The 17745-nt window shown below is 52.0% G+C and carries 16 protein-coding genes; 9 read left to right on the top strand and 7 right to left on the bottom strand.

Features of this window, described 5'->3' with window-relative positions; all coding sequences use genetic code 11:
* The first annotated feature begins 90 nt into the window (after nucleotides 1–90).
* On the top strand, nucleotides 91–1566 hold the full coding sequence (gene xylE / locus G8S19_RS20745; RefSeq protein WP_048213939.1) for a D-xylose transporter XylE: 1476 nt from the start codon (nucleotides 91–93) through the stop codon (nucleotides 1564–1566).
* A 41-nt stretch (nucleotides 1567–1607) separates the two neighbouring features.
* On the opposite strand, the gene psiE is transcribed toward xylE, so the two are convergent.
* The 6 genes from psiE to pgi all read right to left on the bottom strand — a co-directional run bounded on the left by psiE (nucleotide 1608) and on the right by pgi (nucleotide 8055).
* A complete protein-coding gene (psiE, locus tag G8S19_RS20750) occupies nucleotides 1608–2018 on the bottom strand; it encodes a phosphate-starvation-inducible protein PsiE (protein ID WP_253685830.1) in 411 nt (136 codons plus the stop codon).
* 145 nt (nucleotides 2019–2163) lie between these two features.
* Nucleotides 2164–4260: a YjbH domain-containing protein gene (locus G8S19_RS20755; protein ID WP_253685832.1), complete on the bottom strand. Its 2097-nt coding sequence runs from the start codon at nucleotides 4258–4260 to the stop codon at nucleotides 2164–2166.
* A complete protein-coding gene (locus G8S19_RS20760; RefSeq protein ID WP_061067013.1) occupies nucleotides 4260–4997 on the bottom strand; it encodes a capsule biosynthesis GfcC family protein in 738 nt (245 codons plus the stop codon). The genes G8S19_RS20755 and G8S19_RS20760 overlap by 1 nt, the downstream gene beginning before the upstream one ends.
* Nucleotides 4994–5632, bottom strand: coding sequence for a YjbF family lipoprotein (locus G8S19_RS20765; protein WP_253685834.1), 639 nt, complete (start codon nucleotides 5630–5632; stop codon nucleotides 4994–4996). Before G8S19_RS20765 ends, G8S19_RS20760 begins: the two co-directional genes overlap by 4 nt.
* 63 nt (nucleotides 5633–5695) lie before the next feature.
* The gene (gene yjbE, locus G8S19_RS20770; RefSeq protein WP_003826562.1) at nucleotides 5696–5938 is read right to left on the bottom strand and encodes an exopolysaccharide production protein YjbE; all 243 of its coding nucleotides are present in this window, start codon (nucleotides 5936–5938) and stop codon (nucleotides 5696–5698) included.
* 470 nt (nucleotides 5939–6408) lie between these two features.
* A complete protein-coding gene (pgi, locus tag G8S19_RS20775) occupies nucleotides 6409–8055 on the bottom strand; it encodes a glucose-6-phosphate isomerase (protein ID WP_061067011.1) in 1647 nt (548 codons plus the stop codon).
* A gap of 305 nt (nucleotides 8056–8360) precedes the next feature.
* Here pgi and lysC point away from each other — a divergent pair, with 305 nt between their 5' ends.
* From lysC to G8S19_RS20810, 7 genes are all read left to right on the top strand, one after another.
* Nucleotides 8361–9710: a lysine-sensitive aspartokinase 3 gene (gene lysC / locus G8S19_RS20780; protein WP_124021081.1), complete on the top strand. Its 1350-nt coding sequence runs from the start codon at nucleotides 8361–8363 to the stop codon at nucleotides 9708–9710.
* Nucleotides 9711–9802: 92 nt separating this feature from the next.
* Nucleotides 9803–10741 carry a ketopantoate/pantoate/pantothenate transporter PanS gene (panS, locus tag G8S19_RS20785; protein WP_253685836.1) on the top strand — a complete coding sequence of 313 codons (939 nt, stop codon included), beginning with the start codon at nucleotides 9803–9805 and terminating at the stop codon, nucleotides 10739–10741.
* Between the two features lie 244 nt (nucleotides 10742–10985).
* Entirely contained in the window at nucleotides 10986–12572 is a 1587-nt protein-coding gene (locus G8S19_RS20790; protein ID WP_253685838.1) for a PTS sugar transporter, read from the top strand.
* A gap of 27 nt (nucleotides 12573–12599) precedes the next feature.
* On the top strand, nucleotides 12600–13439 hold the full coding sequence (locus G8S19_RS20795) for a histidine biosynthesis protein (RefSeq protein WP_044702272.1): 840 nt from the start codon (nucleotides 12600–12602) through the stop codon (nucleotides 13437–13439).
* Between the two features lie 17 nt (nucleotides 13440–13456).
* Nucleotides 13457–14320, top strand: coding sequence for a Cof-type HAD-IIB family hydrolase (locus tag G8S19_RS20800; protein ID WP_101742884.1), 864 nt, complete (start codon nucleotides 13457–13459; stop codon nucleotides 14318–14320).
* Nucleotides 14307–15065 (top strand): DeoR/GlpR family DNA-binding transcription regulator, encoded by a 759-nt coding sequence (locus G8S19_RS20805; RefSeq protein ID WP_115644076.1) that lies wholly within the window; start codon nucleotides 14307–14309, stop codon nucleotides 15063–15065. The genes G8S19_RS20800 and G8S19_RS20805 overlap by 14 nt, the downstream gene beginning before the upstream one ends.
* Before the next feature lie 62 nt (nucleotides 15066–15127).
* Nucleotides 15128–15400: a DUF3811 domain-containing protein gene (locus G8S19_RS20810; RefSeq protein WP_003031655.1), complete on the top strand. Its 273-nt coding sequence runs from the start codon at nucleotides 15128–15130 to the stop codon at nucleotides 15398–15400.
* Here G8S19_RS20810 and rluF read toward each other — a convergent pair.
* Nucleotides 15397–16278, bottom strand: a complete 882-nt coding sequence (gene rluF / locus G8S19_RS20815; RefSeq protein ID WP_253685840.1) for a 23S rRNA pseudouridine(2604) synthase RluF — start codon at nucleotides 16276–16278, stop codon at nucleotides 15397–15399. The two genes, G8S19_RS20810 and rluF, sit on opposite strands and share 4 nt — an antisense overlap.
* A 469-nt stretch (nucleotides 16279–16747) precedes the next feature.
* Here rluF and G8S19_RS20820 point away from each other — a divergent pair, with 469 nt between their 5' ends.
* Nucleotides 16748–17701, top strand: a complete 954-nt coding sequence (locus G8S19_RS20820) for a sugar-binding transcriptional regulator (protein ID WP_253685842.1) — start codon at nucleotides 16748–16750, stop codon at nucleotides 17699–17701.
* Nucleotides 17702–17745 lie beyond the last annotated feature (44 nt).

A 17745-nucleotide genomic window follows, 5' to 3' on the forward strand; every position in this document is an offset into this window, starting at 1 on the left:
AATGTAAAAAATGATAATTGTCTTCCCTGCCTGTTAAATTCACCATCACGGCACTGATCAAAAGAGCTGTACCCTCTAAGGCAGGTCTGAATGAACACTCAATATAATTCCAGTTATATTTTTTCGATTACATTAGTCGCAACTTTAGGAGGACTATTATTCGGTTACGACACTGCGGTCATATCCGGAACGGTAGAATCCTTAAATACCGTATTTGTCGCTCCACAACACTTAAGTGAATCCGCCGCCAACTCATTGTTGGGTTTTTGCGTCGCCAGTGCGTTGATTGGCTGCATCATCGGTGGTGCGCTGGGCGGGTATTGTAGTAACCGCTTTGGTCGCCGGGATTCGCTGAAAATCGCTGCGCTGTTATTTTTTATTTCCGGCATCGGATCCGCATGGCCAGAATTAGGTTTTACCACCATTAACCCCGATAATGCTGTGCCTGTTTATTTAGCAGGATACGTCCCCGAATTCGTTATTTATCGCATCATCGGTGGTATTGGCGTAGGTTTAGCCTCAATGCTCTCACCTATGTATATTGCTGAGCTGGCTCCGGCACATATTCGTGGGAAACTGGTTTCCTTTAACCAATTCGCGATTATTTTTGGCCAGTTACTGGTGTATTGCGTTAACTATTTTATTGCCCGTTCAGGCGACGCCAACTGGCTGAATACCGATGGCTGGCGATATATGTTTGCCTCCGAAAGTATCCCCGCCCTGCTGTTTTTACTGCTGCTGTATACCGTACCAGAAAGCCCACGTTGGCTGATGGCGCGCGGCAGACATGAACAGGCAGAAGGTATTCTGCGCAAGATTATGGGTAGCACTCTCGCCACTCAGGCCATGCAGGAGATTAATCAGTCACTCGAGCATGGACGCAAAACCGGTGGTCGTCTGTTGATGTTTGGTGCGGGCGTGATCGTTATCGGCGTGATGCTATCCATCTTCCAGCAGTTTGTCGGTATTAACGTCGTGCTGTACTACGCACCGGAAGTCTTCAAAACGCTTGGAGCCAGCACCGATGTGGCGTTATTGCAGACCATTATTGTCGGCGTAATCAACCTGAGCTTCACCGTGCTGGCTATCATGACTGTGGACAAATTTGGTCGCAAACCGCTGCAGATCATTGGCGCACTCGGCATGGCAATTGGGATGTTCAGCCTCGGCACTGCATTTTATACGCAGGCTTCCGGCCTGGTGGCGCTGCTGTCGATGCTATTTTATGTCGCGGCATTCGCCATGTCCTGGGGACCGGTTTGTTGGGTGTTGCTGGCAGAAATCTTCCCGAACGCGATTCGCGGTAAAGCGCTCGCCATTGCAGTTGCGGCCCAGTGGCTGGCGAACTACTTCGTCTCCTGGACCTTCCCGATGATGGACAAAAATTCGTGGCTGGTTTCCCATTTCCACAACGGTTTCTCCTACTGGATCTACGGTTGTATGGGCATCCTGGCGGCGCTGTTCATGTGGAAGTTTGTGCCGGAAACCAAAGGCAAAACGCTGGAAGAACTTGAAGAACTGTGGGAACCCACAGCAGAGAAAGCCAAGCCCGTCTCTGCACAATAAGCCTGACATGCAACACGCCGCCCCAACGGCGTGTTGTTTTTTTACTCTCGCTTCAACCGCTTCGAGTTGCACAGCCACAGGGTGATCACCAGCAGCAGGATCGCCGCGGAATAGGTAAGCACATCCATAGGTGCTTTATGATCGACAATGATCAACCGCACAATCGCAGTGATCCCGATATAGACAAAGTAGCGCAAAGGAAAGTGAAACCCTGACTGAAAGTACTTCACAATCAACGCGATAAATTCAAAATACAGAAAGTAAACCACCAGTCCTTCCACCAGCTCATATTTGCTGGTTTGTTCCGGCGCGAACAGCACATCTGCCAGATGCAGCGTTTCTTTCCCGAGGAATACGACCAGGATCAGGCCCAGACTCAGCAGCCCCAGATTCAGCACGGTCTGCAAGATGGTGGAGATAAACTCCACGCGGGGACGAGATAGCGACGTCATAACAGCACCTCTTACTCAGTGGCGAGGTTCCTGTATAACGCAAAAATGTGACAGAGATCTACATTTTTTGTTTATATTTTGTTCGCATGACGGTTCTTGCCGGATGCCCGGTAAGCGTAGCGCCACCGGGCGATCAACATTCACATCACCGGAAATTCTCACTCCTGTCACTGGTCATATCGTACAGACCAAACTTACGCCCAAGCTGCTGACCGCCATCACGCGTTAACGGTGTCCAGCCTATCGCCGCGCGACTGCGGGTTGGGCCTGACGAGAACAGATCCAGCGGCACTGAAACGTACACCCCTTTGGTGAAATCACCCTCGCCGTACTCATCCGGCGAGGCATTAGTGATAGTCGCATAACCGCCAACAACCACGCCGCTATCGAAGCGTTTCGCAATTTCCAGCGTGCCGCCCTTATCCCCCGCCAGATATTGCCCCACGCTGGCTTTCACCAGCACATCCTGAGCAAACGAAGGATTCCAGTAAGCCGTCAAATGCCCGGTCTTCACGCTGTAGTCGGTGAATTTCATCATGTCCTGTGCGCTACGCCAGTCACGCTGTTTCACGTAGTTGGCGTCAATGCCAAACGCCCAGTTGCTGTCCAATGGACGGTACAATACTTCCGCGCCCGCCCCGCCATACATGGTCTCCAGATAGCCGCCGTAAACCTGTCCGTAAAACCCGTTCCCGAGTGACTGGAAGTAATTGGCCTGCAGGTTATTCACGTAGACGTCGTTCTGTACATACTCACGCACATGGGTACGCACCCGCGGTAAATGCGAATCCTGCGGCGGGTTGGTGTAGTTAAACTTGTCATAGTTATTGGCGAGGTTGGCGAACAAACTCCCGGTGGTCAGCAGATGATCGGTCACCCACCAATCTGCCGTGCCCATCACGCCCAACTGATACATATAGAAATTTTCCGGGCCGCCTACCGACTGGTTAAGCACCGGATCGATGTGGAAATCGAAGCGCGACTTATCGATATACCAGCCCTGCTCGGTCGTTTTCGGCACTACGGGCTCAACGCGTTTTTGCGCCAGTTGAGTCTCATGGCCCAACGGCTCGCCTTCCAGATGGCGCTTCAGGCTGGAAACATCCGTTTCGGTCGTCACCTGCGGCAAGTTAAGGCGATTTTCCGTAATACGGATCGTGCGGATCCCGTCGGGAAGATCGTTCATCACGATCCGGTTGGCACGCTCGATCCCCTCGCGCGAGTCACGGTATTTCACCTGTTCGCCTGTTACATACAGCGTATCGCCCTGCACCTGGATTTTAGGATCCGCCAGCCCGGCGTTGTATTTCAGCAGCGTTAGCTGATTCGCCACCACCGAATGTTGCAGGATGACATCCTGCGGCTGCGGCTGATATTTCGGGCGGGCGTTGTCGTTATAGTGTGGTCGCAGATCGTTAAAGTTAGTCCGCAGCGTGACCCCAAACATAAAGGTGTTGCCGCGCTCATAGCTGAGGTTAACGTCGGCCCAATCGGTGACGCGATAAATAGCGCCGACGTTAAACTTGCTCTTCTGATCCAGCTTGCCCGCAAAATCCTGCTGATAATTATTTCCCTCGTACTCCAGCTTCAGGCGCAGCGGCTGCCAGGGAGTCTGATACTCTACGCCGCCAAACAGCGATGCCGGGCCGTGGAACATCTGGCTGCCGTCAATGGAACCCGCCTGCTTGTAGCTGTTATCGCGATGACAGAATTTATCGCTGTATGAGCAAAACGGATTGCTGACGTTGCCGCTGGTCCCGAGGTATCCCCAGCCGAGACCGAGTGAGAAATCAAACGGTCCCCAGGCTTTGTTCGCCACAATATACTCCGCATCGAACAGGCCCGTTCCGCCTATATCGCGTGCCCCCACCGCCACCTGCGGCATCCAGTAGCTCTCTTCCCACAACCGCAGCTTCAGGTCGAACGCCTTATCCTTGTATGTCTGATCGCCTGAAAACGACTCCACGCTGCTGTATTTTTTGGTGCGCACATCGGTATAGCGCAGGGTCGTTTCCAGCCACGGGAACATTTGCACCGACGCGGAGTAGTAGCGGTACTGATCGTTATCGCGGTAGTTAAGGCTCATTTCGCCCTCACGCGCCATGCGTGCGGTTGGGGTTTGCAGCAGCCCCACGCCGCCAAAATCAGACTGGGAAGGACCAATCGGCGCAGGATACGTTTCACCGTGACAGGCCGCGCTGATACCCAGCGCCAACAGGCTGAGCAGATAAGTTTTTCTCATTATTCGGGTATCCGCTGGGTCAGGGTGCGAAGAATGTCGGCATTGATTTCATCCGGGGTGCTGCTCCAGACAGAGTCCGACAGCCCGACAAAAATGATGCTGCCGGGCATCGGCTCAATGTGACGTTTGTTCCAGTAGGCGACCGGCACTTTTTGTGTGCGTCCGTTGGGATAGACAACCCAGGCGTAGCTACGATCCGCGCCGCTGAGCCGATGCTGCCCATCGAGATAGCTGGCAACATCACGTCCGGGTATAAACGGCTGTTTACCCGGGTGGCTTAGCAAACCCAACAGCGTGATATCCGTGGGCTGCGGCCCAACCCACAGCGTGTAATTGCCCTGCAGCGGCGGGTTGCCTCGCTCGCTGACGCGTACAACATCCGGGTCGAGATTAATCGTCTGTCTGCCGGTCACCTTCAGCGCCTGAATTTGCTGGCGTAACGCGTTGATAGCCGCGGCATCATCACCGCTTTCTCCAGCACTCAACGTCGCCAGACGATCCAGTAATGCCTGCTGCTGACGTTGCGCCTCAGCCGTTGCCCGCTCTTCGCCAATGACCGCACCTGGCCACCAGCTATTCGCCAGCTTCGGTTGACCCACCAGATCGACCAAATGCTCCGCGCCGGTCAGCGTTTTTGCTTCGGTGCTGCCTGTCGTGATCACTTTTACACTGCCCGCAGCAAAAACAGATGCCGCGCACAGGCTGAAGGAAAGCGCGGTAATCATTCGTTTCATCATGATTTTGCCGCCTTAATCAGCGTAGTTTTCACCGGGAAGAAACTTGCGCCAAGATACTGTTCTGACTGGCGAATCATGCCGTCACTGTCTACCCAGTAGCGGTTATGCCAGCGCGTTTGATCGGTGGTGACGTCTTCATCGAGGATGCGTACCGGCGTTTCATCGCTACCGACCTTGATGGTGTCAGCGCCATCCCATGTGAAGACCGAGCGGGCGGTGGCATAGCGTACCTGCTGATGCTCGGTCCAGCCCATCGTACGGGTCCACGTTGCGCCATCGACTATCTGATTGGGCTTACTGAGCGGGTCGGCAGCCAGATTATTCACCTCGATGAGGTTGTCTCCGTCGAGCTGTGTTTTCACCAGTCGCCCATGTTGCGTCACGAGAATGGCCCGATCCTGAGTCACCCATTTCTGCTGTCCGTTTTCCGCAAACGCGAGTACCACAAACAGCTGGGGACCGCCGTTGAGCTGCATATACTGGCTGGCGTAAGGCATATTTTGGATTTCATCATCCGTCATCTTTACGCCGGGAGTCCCAAATACGCTATCCCACAGCGAATGCCCCAAACCTTCGGTGGTGGTTGAGCACGCCTGTAGTAACAGACAAACCATTATGAGCGCGGGTCGCTTCACGACGTTTCTCCAGAGAGGCAAAATAACCACACCGAAGTGTGGTTAGAATTAAACGTACCGGTATTACTGGGTACTGGTGGTTGTCGTGGTGGTGGTTCCGGTATTAGAACCATCGCCGCCACCGGTTGCCGCCAGGGCAACCCCCACCGCAGAACTTACGGTGCTCACGCTGGTCGCGGAGGAACTTCCCGCCGAAACCGACGCGGCAGCCGACCCTGCAGCCTCACCCACCTGAACGGGGGCGGCATAGACAGACGTCGCCGCAAGCGCAGATATAGCCCAAAGGCCATACAGAACTTTTTTCATCACAAATTCCCTTCATTGTATGAATGGAGATTTACCCAAAAGAATTTCGGGCGAGATCGAGTATACACAAGCCAAAGTGTTCAAATTACGCCACAGGGGAATTTAGGATAATTAGATAGCGAGAGAGAAAACGATTAACAATAAATAATAAAAACAATTAAATTCAAAGAGTTAAAATATAATACTGAAAACACAATATCCGGTAAATCTTAAAACATCAGAAACAGGAGAACGTTGAACATATTATTTTAGGATTAAGCTCAATTAAATTTTTAGGTAATAAGGTGGAGAAGTGGAATTATCTTATAAAAAAAGCTGATAATAATATCAGCTTCTATCACAGGTAATCTGCAAATTCATTCGAATTGCAGCAAGGCGGCAAGATCGTTAATCCCCGGGAGCATAGATAGCTATGTGACCGGGGTTAACGAACGCAGCCAACACCGCTGCGGTTCGAAGGAAGAAGCAGATTAGCGCCAGGACTTATAACGGTTAATCAACCCATTAGTAGAAACATCATGGGAAGAAACAGTTTTATCATCGTTCAGCTCTGGCAGAATGCGGTTCGCCAGCTGTTTGCCCAGCTCAACGCCCCACTGGTCAAAGGTGAAGATGTTCAGGATCGCGCCCTGAGTGAATATTTTGTGCTCGTACAGCGCAATCAACGCACCCAGGCTGAACGGCGTGATTTCGCGCAGCAGGATGGAGTTCGTTGGACGGTTACCTTCGAACACTTTGAACGGCACAACGTGCTCAAGCGTAGCCGGATCTTTACCCTGGTCGCGATATTCCTGCTCAACCACTTCACGAGATTTACCAAAAGCCAGCGCTTCGGTTTGCGCGAAGAAGTTAGACAGCAGTTTCGGATGGTGATCCGACAGCGGGTTGTGGGTGATTGCCGGCGCGATGAAATCGCACGGCACCATTTTGGTGCCCTGGTGAATCAGCTGGTAGAACGCATGCTGGCCGTTAGTGCCCGGCTCACCCCAGATGATTGGGCCAGTCTGGTAATCCACTGCGTTGCCGTTACGGTCAACGTATTTACCGTTGGATTCCATGTTGCCCTGCTGGAAGTAGGCCGCGAAACGGTGCATATACTGGTCATACGGCAGAATCGCTTCGGTTTCAGCACCGAAGAAGTTGTTGTACCAGATACCGATCAGCGCCAGCAGCACCGGCAGGTTTTTCTCAGCCGGGGTGGTGGAGAAGTGTTTGTCCATCGCATGCGCGCCGGAGAGCAGCTCAACAAAGTTGTCGAAGCCCACGGACAGGATGATGGACAGGCCAATGGCAGACCACAGGGAGTAACGACCGCCAACCCAGTCCCAGAACTCGAACATATTGGCAGTATCAATACCAAACTCGCCAACCGCTTTACCGTTGGTAGACAGCGCTGCGAAGTGCTTGGCTACGTGCTTGTTGTCGCCCGCGGTCGCCAGGAACCAGTCGCGTGCGCTGTGGGCGTTGGTCATGGTTTCCTGGGTGGTGAAGGTTTTAGACGCGACCAGGAACAGCGTGGTTTCCGGATTCACTTTTTTCAGCACTTCGGCGATGTGCGTACCATCGACGTTCGACACAAAGTGCATATTCAGGTGATTTTTATACGGACGCAGCGCTTCGGTCACCATGAACGGGCCGAGGTCAGAGCCGCCGATACCAATGTTTACTACATCAGTGATGGCTTTGCCGGTATAGCCTTTCCAGCTTCCGGAGATAATCGCTTCAGAGAAAGATTTCATCTTCTCCAGTACCGCATTCACTTCCGGCATCACATCTTTGCCGTCAACGATGATTGGCGTATTGCTACGGTTACGCAGCGCCACGTGCAGCACGGCACGGTCTTCAGTACGGTTGATTTTCTCACCGGAGAACATGGACTTGATGGCACCCGCCAAATCGGTTTCTTTCGCCAGATCCTGCAGTTTAGCCAGCGTCTCTTCAGTGATGCGGTTTTTGGAGAAATCCACCAGCATCAGATCGTCAAACGTCGCGGAAAACTTCGTGAAACGATCGCTATCTTTCGCGAAAAGATCCGCGATAGTAACGTCTTTCATTTCTTCAAAGTGTTTTTGTAGTGCCTGCCAGGCTGAGGTCTGCGTTGGATTGATGTTTTTCATTAGCAATACTCTTCTGATTTTGAGAATTGTGACTGAGATCGATTGTAACGCCAGTCACAGAAAAGTGTGATTGTTTTAATGCCATTGCCAGGGCATCCGCCAAACGTGGCTAAAAAGTATAGCGGTTATCAGCGTTGTTATTAGTACCGTTACTCAACGCAGTTGCAGCATGAAAAATCCGCATAATCCCAGCGTTGACAGTGCAAGCTACACATTTTATTTATAAATACGGTATTTGCATTTGCGCCTGCACCAGTTTCCTTTGTGCCATGGTCGCTCTATTCATTCCCTGACACGAGGTAGTTATGACTGATGTAGTTGTCTCCAAGTTTGGTGGTACCAGCGTGGCGGATTTTGATGCCATGAATCGCAGCGCTGATGTCGTGCTTTCTGATGCTAACGTCCGTGTGGTGGTACTTTCCGCTTCTGCGGGAATCACCAACCTGCTGGTCGCACTGGCTGAAGGGCTGGAGCCAACCGCGCGCTTCGAAAAACTCGATGCCATTCGTCAAATTCAGTTCAATATTCTGGAACGACTGCGTTATCCAAACGTGATCCGTGAAGAGATCGAACGTCTGCTGGAAAACATCACCACACTGGCAGAAGCGGCGTCACTGGCGACCTCAACCGCGCTGACCGACGAACTGGTCAGCCACGGTGAACTGATGTCTACCTTGCTGTTCGTCGAGATCCTGCGTGAACGCAACGTGCAAGCGCAGTGGTTTGACGTGCGTAAAGTGATGCGCACCAACGATCGTTTTGGCCGTGCAGAACCCGACGTCACGGCGCTGGCTGAACTGGCAGCGCTCCAGTTGGCCCCGCGTCTGAGCGAAGGTCTGGTGATTACGCAGGGCTTTATCGGCAGTGAAGGCAAGGGCCGCACCACCACGCTGGGACGCGGCGGCAGCGATTATACCGCCGCCTTACTGGCAGAAGCCCTACACGCAACACGCGTCGATATCTGGACCGATGTTCCTGGCATTTACACGACCGATCCGCGCGTAGTTCCCGCAGCGCAGCGTATTGATGAAATCGCCTTTGAAGAGGCCGCGGAAATGGCGACCTTTGGCGCGAAAGTACTGCACCCGGCAACCCTGTTGCCAGCCGTACGTAGCGATATTCCGGTGTTTGTGGGCTCCAGTAAGGATCCAAAAGCAGGCGGTACGCTGGTATGTAATAAAACCGCGAATCCACCGCTGTTCCGGGCGCTGGCACTACGCCGTAAGCAGACGCTGCTGACACTGCATAGCCTGAATATGCTGCACTCTCGCGGCTTTTTGGCGGAAGTGTTCGGCATCCTGGCACGCCACAATATCTCGGTCGATTTGATTACCACATCCGAAGTCAGCGTGGCGCTGACGCTGGATACCACTGGTTCAACGTCCACCGGCGATACACTGTTAACACAGTCTCTGCTGATGGAACTGTCTGCCCTGTGTCGGGTTGAAGTGGAAGAAGGCCTGGCGCTGGTGGCATTGATTGGCAACGACCTGTCCAAAGCCTGTGGCGTGGGTAAAGAGGTGTTCGGCGTACTGGAACCGTTCAATATTCGGATGATTTGCTACGGCGCGTCCAGCCACAACCTGTGCTTCCTCGTGCCCGGTAGCGAAGCCGAGCAGGTGGTACAGAAGCTGCATCATAATTTGTTTGAATAATATTCCATCACGCGATAAACAATAACTATGGCCGGGCTCGATCCCGGCTTTTTTATAACAACACAACACATTTCAATCGCAAGGAATACAACATGCTCGCTACTCTCACGCGGCTGTTCCCGTTATGGGCGCTGCTGCTCTCTGTGATTGCGTATTACACGCCCACCACCTTTACGCCTGTCGGGCCATTCGTGCCGTCGTTACTGATGCTGATCATGTTCGGCATGGGCGTTCACCTGAAGGTGGACGACTTTAAACGCGTACTCTCACGTCCAACACCCGTCGCGGCGGGGATTTTCCTGCACTATCTGGTGATGCCGCTCGCCGCATGGATTTTGGCGCTGGCTTTTAATATGCCGCCGGAATTGTCCGCAGGTATGGTACTGGTCGGTAGCGTCGCCAGCGGCACGGCATCTAACGTGATGATCTATCTGGCGAAAGGTGACGTGGCGTTGTCCGTTACCATCTCGTCGGTCTCCACGCTGGTCGGCGTGATCGCGACGCCGCTGCTGACGCGCCTGTACGTTGATGCGCATATTCAGGTCGACGTGATGGGAATGCTGTTGAGTATATTGCAGATTGTGGTCATTCCGATTGCGCTGGGCCTGGTCATTCACCATCTGTTCCCCCGCGTGGTCAAAGCGGTCGAGCCTTTCCTGCCCGCCTTTTCCATGGCGTGCATTCTCGCCATCATCAGCGCCGTGGTAGCCGGTTCTGCTGCGCATATCGCATCGGTAGGGTTTGTGGTGATTATCGCGGTCATTCTGCATAACACAATCGGTCTGCTCGGCGGGTACTGGGGCGGAAAACTGTTTGGTTTCGACGAGTCAACCTGCCGGACGTTGGCTATCGAAGTGGGCATGCAGAATTCAGGACTTGCCGCTGCGCTGGGCAAGATCTACTTTGGCCCGCTTGCCGCCCTGCCCGGCGCGTTGTTCTCCGTCTGGCATAACCTTTCCGGTTCGCTGCTGGCAGGCTACTGGTCCGGTAAGCCGATTGAAGAGAAACCACACGCAGTAAAACAGCACTAATCTTCATAAATGGAGGAGGCATCCTCCATTTCTCCCTACCTGCATTTGAACCCCATCACAAAACAACAAATATCAACACAAAACAAAATAATAACTTAATTGTTATATTTCAATAAAATACATAAACAAACTTGTTTTAACCTCAAATTTAATCATTTTAACAATGTTGATTTAGTTTGTTTTAATTGGGAATATGATTTCACTACAACACAAATAACCCCTTTACCCTATCTTTGAGGCCGCTATGAAAAAAATTGCGATTATTGGAAGCAGTGGAGGCAACCTCTACAACCTGGGTGGCGCAGAGCCAGAGAAGCTACTCCAGGAAATTTATCAGCAGTGCGAAGCCGCAGGTGTGGAAGTTGCCGCCGTGCAGTTTATCGCGGCGGAAGCCTCGATGGATGTTGCCAAACCCCACACAGCGGCATCCGTGTTTGCATTAACCAAAGAAAACCAACAAAAACCACAACGGATATTTCAGGGCAAACTCTCAGAGGTGAACGCTTCGGTGGTTGAAAGCGATCGCCAGATTGCCGGGATGATCCGTAGCGGCACGATCGACGGGATCGTCGTGATGAGCGCCGATCCGGGAAAAGCGAACCACGAAGTCTTCACCGCTGCCGTTGAAATGAAAACGCCGATCGTTGGCACCGGCGGAACGTCAATGGCGCTGGTGGCCGCAAAAGGGGCAAATGTCGTCGCAACCTCGGGCACGACGGGTACCACCAGCCGCACCCGCGCAGTCTCCTTCGTGGCGTCTCTGTGTAAACACTGGGGCATTAAGTACAAGCCGCAGTTGGGTAGCGCTTCACCCTCCCAGGGTGGCTCCGGAAAGAGCCTGCTCAAACGCTTTAACATTCGCAGCATTATGATCCCTGCGCTGCCTGGCTTTATCGCGATGGCAATTGTTCTCGCCCTGAGCCACATCCCGGGTCTGGAAAAACTTAACGATATTTTTGAAATCCTGCTGAAAGGCCTGCCGGTATTGGTTGCCGTGCTGGCGGCAAAACAGATTTCTGAGCTGGATGAAGTCTCAATCGTTGCCGGGGTCGTCGCCGGGGTGCTGTCCGTTGAAGGGGGGCTGATCGGCGGGATTATCGGCGGCTTGATGGCCGGGATTTTCGTTCGTTGGCTGTTTGAACTGTGCCTGAACTGGCGCTTTCCGATGACCACCGTCAACATCGTTGCCGGTGGGATTTCAGGTCTTGCCGCCGGGTTGATCATGCACTATCTGCTGAGTCCGCTGGCGCTGTCGGCAGGTAATTACATCAAACTGGCTATCGAAAGCACTCTGGCTTTCAGTCCTGTTCTTGCCGGACTGCTGGCGGGGTTGGTTATCTGGCCAGCCATCCTGGGCGGAGTCTACCACGCGGTCATTCTGCCGCTGGTTCTGCTGGAGATGGAAAAATCCGGCGTAAGCTTCCTCGGCGCAGTCGATATGGTGGGTCTGGTGATGGTTGCCGCAGGGATTAACCTTGCCAACGTTATCGCCCCTCGCGAAAAAAGTGAAGCCGCCGTCGCCACACCGGGGCTGCTTATTAACCTGGGTTTCGGAACCTTCGTGGAATCGGCCTATCCCTTCATGTTCGCCAACAAAATTGTCTTTGGCTCCGCCATTTTCTGGGCCGGAATGGGCGGCATGATGCTGGGCTTCTTTAACGTTAAAGGCGTGGCCTATGTTCCCGCTTTTGCCTCACCGTTCTTGTCCAGCAATGCGCTTCAGATGGCTATCGTAATGATCACAACAATGGCGATGACCTGTATTACCACCATTATTGCTAACCGTTTTAAGGCTGTCGTACAGAACGAACCTGCAGCGTCAGCCCGTTAATTAATGCACCAACACCAGAGGTACACCATGTTTAAAGGCGATATGAATAAAAAACGCGCCAAAGCGTTACAGAAAGTGAAAGATGCCATTGCGCTCCACGGCGGACAAACCATCCTCAGTACGGGGATCACTGGCGACGATGCGCGTCTGGCGAAAGCAGTGTGTGAGGCAGGCGTTAAGCTGCTGGAACCAAACCACCCGGCACTGGCGCTGGCGCGTGGACACAAAGGCGTGAGCAATATGCATGCAGCAGAGCAGATCCGCCATGAAATCACCAACGGGCAAATGGCTGAAGCGGTACACGGCGTGCGTAACGTGGTTCCTGACGATATTTTCATTACCGTGGGTATTGCGGGAGGTTTTACCGAAACCTTGCCCGTGCCGCTCAGTGACACTGAGATTCTGGAGATTGCCCGTGCCGGAGCCGATGGTTTACACACGCATAAATCCGACTGGGACGATCTGCAGGATATCGTTAATCTCGCCCATCAATATGGTCTGACCGTGGACGCCTATATTGGTCACCCGGACGATCTGCATACTTTCGGTATTCCTGCGCGTACGCCGGAAGAGGTTTCCAGCGTGGCGAAGCGGATGCAGGAAATTGGCGTCGATATGATCGGCCTGATGACCGGTATGAGCTATGAAGGCGTAGCCGCAGGCGACATTCCACAGGCCATTAAAGAAAGGCTGCGAGCGCTGGTTGGCGCGGTTGATGTACCGACGCTGGCAGAAGGCGGTATTAACCTCGCCAACGCCAAAGCGTTTAAAGATACCGGGGTCAATATTCTGGTCGTCGGTACGGCAATCGACAATATGGTCTGCAACGCCGCCAAAGAGGCCGTCACGCCGTTTATTGCTCAGTAAACGCAGAGGAAAGAGAAATGTTGCTGGTGACCGATCTGGATGGAACGTTACTGACATCGCAGAAAACAATCAGCCCGCGCACGCGTCAGGCGCTGATTGAGTTCCGCCAGCGTGGCGGTCTGCTGGCAGCCTGTTCCGCCAGGCCGGTCTCCTCTATGGTGCGCCTGTTACAACAGCAACAGGTAGATAAATTGTTTGCCTGGTGCGCCGGTTTTAATGGCGGGCAAATTCTGGAGATGACGTCGCAGCATATTATTCATACTGCGACACTCTCTTGCATGGATCTCCGGGAGATTGACCGATCTATTTCTCTTTCCTGCTACCCCCATCATTTTTTTAGCGCCGATGCTATTTATCATCGTGATGACCGACTCGTAGCACCATGGACGACTTATGAGGCCAACTTATTTGAGCTACCCTTTATTTCGGCAACGCCTGAATATATTTTTAATCAGCATGACATTTATAAGATCACATTAGTGGCAGAACAATCAAAAATAAAGGCATTATGTACGGCAATGATTAATGAATTGCCCTGTGGTTATATGGCGACAATCACCGGGGGGAATTATATTGACATCCAACGAACTGAAATAAACAAAGGCTATGCTATAAACATGTTAAGGCAACAGCTAAATATAGCGACCGAACAGGTTACGGCGATTGGCGATCAGCAGAACGATATCAGTATGTTTACCGCTGCGAACATCGGTATCGCCATGGGCAATGCGCCTGATGCAGTAAAACAACACGCCAGCTATGTGACGGCCTCTAATGATGATGAAGGTATTGTCTGTGCGCTGGAGTGGTTGCGTTGCTTTGCGCATCCAGTTACCATGCGCCAAAGCACGACATTGGCGGAAAATAATGAACCCGATTAAAAGAAGAAAACATATTCTTGATGAATTAAATAAGTTCGGTGAAGTCACAGTTATCAAATTATCGGAAACGCTAAAAGTTACATCAGAGACCATTCGCCGTGACCTCTCGATACTGGAGTCCGAAGGACAAATTACCAAAATCCATGGCGGGGCTGTCAAAAAACAGGTCGTTCAGGAAGATGAGTTTGGCGCGCGGATTGATATACACCGTGATGAAAAAATGGCAATTGGTAAAATTGCCGCCACGATGGTTAGCGAACGCGATACGCTGTTTATTGACTCCTGTACGACTAACTTAATTCTTGCTGAACTATTACCCCCACTCGCTTATTCTGTTATTACCAACTCAGCGTTAATTGCGGATAAAATTAAAGAGCATAATCTTCAGGCCCGCGTTTACGTCTTAGGCGGTGAATATGACTACCATTTTCGCGCCAATCTCGGTGTCTCGGTTTGTCAGCAAATTAACGCCATTCACGCCGATATCTGCTTCATTGGCGCAGGTGGAATTTCACCTCAGCATGGAGTGCTGGTAAAAAGTTTTGATGAGGCGTACGTGGCGAAGTCCATGATTGCCATGAGCAAAAAAGCGGTAATTCTCGCCGACCATACCAAATTTGGTCAGGATGGGGTGATGTGTATCGCCACGTTAAAAGAAATCGATAGCATCATCACGGATAAAGGATTCAAAACAACGGGTTATACCCAGCAGGACTTTAGCGGAAAATTGCGTATTGCCTATTGAGCGCTATCAGCCTGGCCAGGATTACCGTACACTGAGACTATCGGCTAACAGAGGGCACCCGTATGGCACTCCCCCGCATTACCCAAAAAGAGATGACCGAGCGCGAACAGCGTGAACTGAAAACGCTGCTTGACCGCGCGCGCATTGCGCATGGTCGACTGCTGACCAACGCTGAGACCAACAGCATCAAGAAAGAGTACATCGATAAACTGATGGCCTTGCGCGAAGCCGAAGCTAAAAAAGCCCGCCAGTTGAAGAAAAAGCAGGCTTATAAACCGGATTCAGAGGCGTCATTCTCCTGGTCGGCGAATACGCCAACGCGCGGCAGACGTTAACGTCCTTTCTTCTTACGCCCCGGCGAGGTAAAACGCTTCCCGTTTGCCGCCGGGCGCGATTTCTCTTTCTCCGCCGATTTTTCGATTTTCACTACCGGGCGCTTGATGCCTACGGTGGCGGCTTTTGGCTTCGCTTTCGCCTTCGGTTTAGCTTCTGAAGAAGAATTCTCAATCAGCTTGAACAGTTCGATCAGTTCATCCCCCGTCAGGTCACGCCATTCGCCCAGCGGCAGACCGGACAAACTCACGTTCATGATGCGCGTGCGCTCAAGCTTCGTCACTTCATAACCAAAGTGCTCACACATACGGCGGATCTGGCGGTTCAGCCCCTGAATCAGCGTGATGCGAAACACAAACGGCGCTTCTTTCTTGACCTTACATTTCTTGGTAACGGTGCCGAGGATTGGCACACCGGCTCCCATCCCACGAATAAAGTCGTCGGTTACGGGCTTATCGACCGTCACCAGATACTCTTTTTCGTGATCGTTACCGGCACGCAGGATTTTATTCACCAGGTCGCCGTGGTTGGTCAGAAAGATCAGCCCCTGGGAATCTTTATCCAGACGGCCAATGGGAAACACGCGCTTGCTGTGATTAACGAAATCCACAATGTTGTCGCGTTCGCTGTCTTCGGTGGTGCTGACAATCCCTACCGGCTTGTTCAGCGCGATAAAAACCAAATCCTCCGCTTCACGCGGCTCAATCAACCGACCATTCACTTTCACGACGTCGCCAGGCATCACCTGATCGCCAATGGTGGCGCGTTTGCCATTCAGGAAGACATTCCCTTGTTCGATAAAGCGATCCGCCTCGCGGCGCGAGCAGATTCCGCTTTCACTGATGTATTTATTTAATCGGATGGATGAGTCGGGCAGCATAATTTCTCCTGTATACACTTCATCCTTCAAGCCGTCTCTGCGTTGGCTGCCCTCACTCACCCTGGTCACATAGTTATCTATGCTCCCAGGAATTCGTTCCCTTGCCGCCTTGATACAACTTGAATGCTTTTGTGTATTAAAAGCGAAATATACCCTACCTTGCGGACGATAAAAAATAATCGTGTTCGACTGCCCACGCGCTATTTGTGATCCGCCACACCTTTTGACACAAAAGTGTCAACGATCCATCCCTGCAATTTTGTTGGGTGAAAACAAGCAGAATCAATACATTAGAGAGATAAGCACATCTGTGCCAACAACACGCCATCACCACATCAAATGTGCAACACAATCGGTCATTACAGGGCGCTGAAATAAGTGAAAATAGCTTTGAGATGAAGAACAGTTGGGGTTATATCAGATCAAGAAGACAATTTCGTGATTTGCACAAATGTGCAGGAGTCCAAAAATGGCGACGGAAAACAGCGATGATATCCGCCTGATCGTAAAGATAGCGCAGCTGTATTACGAACAGGATATGACACAAGCGCAAATCGCCCGCGAGCTGGGTATTTACCGCACCACGATCAGCCGTTTGCTAAAACGTGGACGCGAGCAGGGTATCGTCACCATCGCCATTAATTACGACTACAACGAAAATCTGTGGCTGGAACAGCAGCTAAAACAGAAATTTGGCCTGAAAGAGGCGGTGGTGGTCTCATGCGACAGCGAACAGGAAGACGAACAGCTCACAATGATGGGTGTGCACGGCGCACAGTTGCTGGAACGCTTACTGGAACCTGGGGACATTATCGGGTTCTCATGGGGCCGCGCGGTGCGGGGACTGGTGAAAGGGTTATCCCCTGCCAGCCAGTCGCGCCAGCTGATCTGCGTGCCGATTATCGGCGGACCGTCCGGCAAGCTTGAAAGCCGCTACCACGTCAATACGCTAACCTACGGCGCTGCGGCAAAGCTCAAAGGGGAATCACACCTGGCAGATTTCCCGGCACTGCTGGAAAACCCGCTGATCCGTAACGGGATCATGCAGTCACGACATTTTAAATCGATTTCCGCTTATTGGGATAATCTGGACATCGCGCTGGTCGGGATTGGATCTCCGGCAATACGTGATGGCGCCAACTGGCACGCTTTTTACGGCAGTGAAGAGAGTGATGACCTGCATGCTCGCCAGGTCGCCGGAGACATTTGCTCGCGCTTTTACGATATCAACGGTGTAACCGTAGAAACCAATATGAGTGAAAAGACGCTCTCCATCGAAACCAATAAATTAAAACAGACGCGTTACTCCATTGGCATTGCAATGGGTGAAGAAAAATACAGTGGGATATTAGGCGCATTACGTGGGAATTATATTAACTGTTTAGTCACCAACAGCCATACCGCTGAATTATTGTTGAAGTAAATAAGTTCTAATTGGTCCTGCCATAATTAATTTTATGTGGGATC

The organism is Citrobacter sp. SX206, assembly GCF_024181025.1.
In the GTDB taxonomy this organism is placed as follows: Bacteria; Pseudomonadota; Gammaproteobacteria; order Enterobacterales; family Enterobacteriaceae; genus Citrobacter; species Citrobacter youngae.